2 protein-coding genes are annotated in these 3,795 nt (G+C 74.3%); both read right to left on the bottom strand.

Going from position 1 to position 3,795, the window contains the following annotated elements; genetic code table 11:
- A partial coding sequence (locus ACTWQH_RS32550; protein WP_443290418.1) for a type I polyketide synthase occupies positions 1–1,876 on the bottom strand: 1,876 nt, incomplete at its 3' end.
- A gap of 10 nt (positions 1,877–1,886) precedes the next feature.
- Positions 1,887–3,795, bottom strand: a 1,909-nt coding sequence (locus ACTWQH_RS32545) for an SDR family NAD(P)-dependent oxidoreductase (RefSeq protein WP_443290417.1), incomplete at its 5' end; no start/stop codon positions are given.

The following is a 3,795-nucleotide window of genomic DNA, read 5'->3' as shown; positions in this document are numbered from 1 at the left end:
CGAAGAGGGCGGGTTGGGTGTAGCGGGTCTGGCCCAGGAGGTCGTGGTCGTCGAACATCACCTCGCGCAGGGGGCGGTCGAGGTGGGGGTCCATCGCCTCGCACACGGCGTCCAGGGCGGCGGCGAAGGTGGGGAAGGCGGCGTACAGCTCCCGGCCCATGCCGGGGTACTGGCTGCCCTGGCCGGAGAAGAGGAATGCGGTGGTGCCGGTGGGAGGGGTTGGCGTTGGGGTGATGAGGTGGGGGTGGGGGGTGCCGGTGGTCAGGGCGGTGAGGGCTGCGGGGTCGGCGTTGAGGATGACGGCGCGGTGGCGGTGGTTGGCGCGGGTGGTGGCCAGGGTGTGGGCGATGTCGGCGGGGTCCAGGCCGGGGTGGTGGTGGAGGTGGGTGGCAAGGCGTTCGGCTTGGGCGGTCAGGGCCTGGGGGGTTTTGGCCGACAGCGGCCACAGCAGTGCCTTGGGCGGGGTGTGGCGCTGGGGTTCTTCGGCTGGTGGGGGGTCTTCGAGGATGACGTGGGCGTTGGTGCCGCTGATGCCGAAGGAGGAGACCGCGGCCCGGCGTGGGCGGTCCTGGGATGCCGGCCACGGCCTTGGTTGGGTCAGCAGCGCGAGGGCGCCGGCCGACCAGTCCACGTGTGGCGTCGGCTCATCCGCGTGCAGTGTGGCGGGCAGGTGGCCGTGCCGCATGGCCAGGACCATCTTGATGATCCCGGCCACGCCCGCCGCCGCCTGGGTGTGCCCGATGTTCGACTTGATCGAGCCCAGCCACAACGGCCGTTCGGCGTCCCGCCCACGCCCGCGCCCGTACGTCGCCAGCAGCGCCCGCCCTTCGATCGGGTCGCCCAGCTCGGTGCCCGTGCCGTGCGCCTCCACCGCATCCACGTCGCCCGGCGCCAGCCCGGCGTTCTCCAGCGCCGCCCAGATGACGCGCTGCTGCGCTGGGCCGCTGGGGGCGGTGAGGCCGTTGCTGGCGCCGTCCTGGTTGACGGCCGAGCCGCGCACCACCGCCAGCACCGGGTGGCCGTTGCGCCGCGCGTCCGACAGCCGCTCCAGCGCCAGGATGCCCACGCCCTCGGCCATGCCCATGCCGTCCGAGCCCGCCGCGAACGCCTTGCACCGCCCGTCGGCCGCGAGCGCGCCCTGCTTGCTGAACTCCACGAAGGTGCCCGGCGTGTACATCACGGTCGCCCCGCCCGCCAGCGCCATGTCGCACTCGCCGCTGCGCAGCGACCGCGCCGCCAGGTGCAGCGCCACCAGCGAGGTCGAGCAGGCGGTGTCGACCGTGATGGCGGGGCCCGACAGGCCGAGGCTGTAGGCGATCCTGCCCGACGCCACGCTCGACACCGAGCCGGTGACCAGGTGGCCCTCGACCGAGTCGGGGGCGTACTCCATGGGAGCGCCGTACTCGTGGTAGTTCCGCCCGACGAAGACGCCGGCCCTGGCGCCCTCCATGCCTGACGGGTCGATGCCCGCGTCCTCCAACGCGGCGTACGCGCTCTCCAGCAGCAGCCGCTGCTGCGGCTCCATCGCGAGGGCCTCGCGCGGCGAGATGCCGAAGAACTCCGCGTCGAAGCCGGCGACGTCGTCCAGGAAGCCGCCCTCCCGGACGGCCGTGGAAGCGGAATCGGTGTCGAAGAGGCGTTCCAGGTCCCAGCCACGGTCGGTGGGGAAGGGGGTGATCGCGTCGCGCCGCTCGACGAGCAGGCGCCACAGGTCGTCGGGCGAGGCGACCCCGCCGGGGAAGCGGCAGGCCATGCCGATGATCGCGATCGGCTCCCGGGCCTGGTCCTCGACCTCCCGCAGCCGCCTGCGGACCTTGCGCAAGTCCTGGGTGACCCGCTTGAGATAGTCACGGAGCTTGGCTACGTCCTCGGCCATCGCACGCCCTTCACAGTCCGAGTTCTCGGTCGATCAGGTCGAACATCTCGTCGTCGCTGGCGAGATCGATTTCGAGATCGTCGTCGGCGGCGGCCCTCGCGTCGCCCGCGTCGCCCGCGTCGCCCGCGTCGCTCCGGTCGTCCCTCGCCTGCTGCTGCCCAGGCTCGTCGAGTCCGGCCAGCAACGCCCGGAGGCGCGCGGCGATCTCCGAACGATCCGTCGCACCAACGCCGTTGGACTCCACCGCCGCCTCCAGCCGGTCCAGCTCGGCACGCACAGAGCCGGCGCCGGACGGTGGCTCCGCGCGGAGTTCCTCGCTCAGGAAGTGCGCGACGGCGAGCGGGTTCGGGTGCTCGAACGCCAGAGTCGCGGGCAGGCGCAGGCCGGTCGCCTCGCCGAGCCGGTTACGCAGCTCGACCGCCAGCAGCGAGTCCATCCCCCGCTGCCTGAACGGGGTCCTGTCGTCGTCCCCCGCTGCCCCCGCCCCCTGGCCCTGCCGCCCCAGGACCACCGCGAGACAGTCGTTGACCACCGCCAGCAGCTCCTTCTCCCGCTCCGCCCGGGACAGGCCGGACAGCCGCTCCGCCAGCGGCGAGGCCTCCGCCTCCCCACGTTGCCCGTGCTCCCCGTGCTCCCCGCGCTCCCCGCGCTCCCCGTGCTGTCCGTGCTGTCCGTGCTGCTCGGTGGCGATGTCCGCCAGCAGCGGGCTGGGCCGCGCCGAGGTGAAGACGGGCAGGAACCGCTCCCAGTCCACGTCCGCGATGGCCACGAACGTTTCGTCATGGTCGAGCGCCTGCTGGAGACCGGCGAGCGCGATCTCCGGGTCGAGCAGCGGCAGGCCCTGCTTGCGCAGGAAATCCGGATCGACGGCGTCGGGAAGCGTGTCGCTGCCCCACACCCCCCAGGCCACCGAGGTGGCGGGCAGGCCGCGCGCCCGGCGTTGCTGCGCGAAGGCGTCCAGATAGGCGTTGGCGGCGGCGTACGCCCCGTGGTTGCCGCTGCCCCACACCCCGGCGATCGAGGAGAACAGCACGAACGCCTCCACCGGGTGGTGCGCCAGCAGCTCGTCCAGGTGACGCGCGCCCGCCGCCTTGGCCTCGACGACGGCGCGGAACTCCTCGACGGTCAGGGCCTCCAGGGCGTTGAGCTGCATCAGCGCCGCCGCGTGGATGACCGTGCCGATCCGGCAGCCGTCCTCGTCGAGCCTCCGCACGAGCGCGGCGACCGCCTCCCGGTCGGCCACGTCGCAGGCGGCGACGGTGACCCTGGCGCCCTTCGTCTCGATCTCGGCCACCAGCTCGGGGACGCCGTCGGCTGCCTCGCCCCGGCGGCTGACCAGGACGAGGTGTTCGGCTCCGGCCGCGACCAGCCACCGGGCGAGGTGCGGGCCGAGCGCGCCGGTGCCGCCGGTGACGAGGGTGGTGTGGCGCGGCCGGTAGGGCCGGTAGGGGGTGGCGGGCGGCGGCGCGGTGCGGGGGGCGCGGGCGAGGCGGGGGGCGTACAGGGCGCCGTCGCGGATGGCGATGTGGGGTTCGTGGTCGGGACGTTCGCGGCTCGCCAGGTGGCGGACGAGCTCGGCGTAGTGGCGGGGCCCGGGGGCGTGAGGGAGGTCGATGAGGCCCGCGAAGTGGCGGGGGTGTTCCAACGCCGCCACCCGCCCCAGGCCCCAGGTCTGGGCGTGGGCGGGGTCGGGGGGCGGGTCGTCGGGGGCGGCCTGGACGGCGTGGGTGGTGAGCGTCCACATCGGGGCCGGGTCGGGCCGGGTGAGACGGTGGTGGAGGTGGGTGAGGGTGGCGGCGGGGTCGGGGTCGAGGTTGAGGACGCCGGCGAGGGCGGGGTGAGCCGGGTTGGTGGTGGTGGCGGCGCCGGCGGCTTCGAGGGCGTTGACCAGGTCGGCGGGCGGTGGCGCGTCGGGCGGG

Origin of the sequence: Streptomyces sp. 6N223 (genome assembly GCF_052246635.1) — a bacterium.
Taxonomy (GTDB): domain Bacteria; phylum Actinomycetota; class Actinomycetes; order Streptomycetales; family Streptomycetaceae; genus Streptomyces.
Note: the sequence above shows the minus strand (reverse complement) of the source record. Positions and strands in the feature narration are given on the sequence as shown.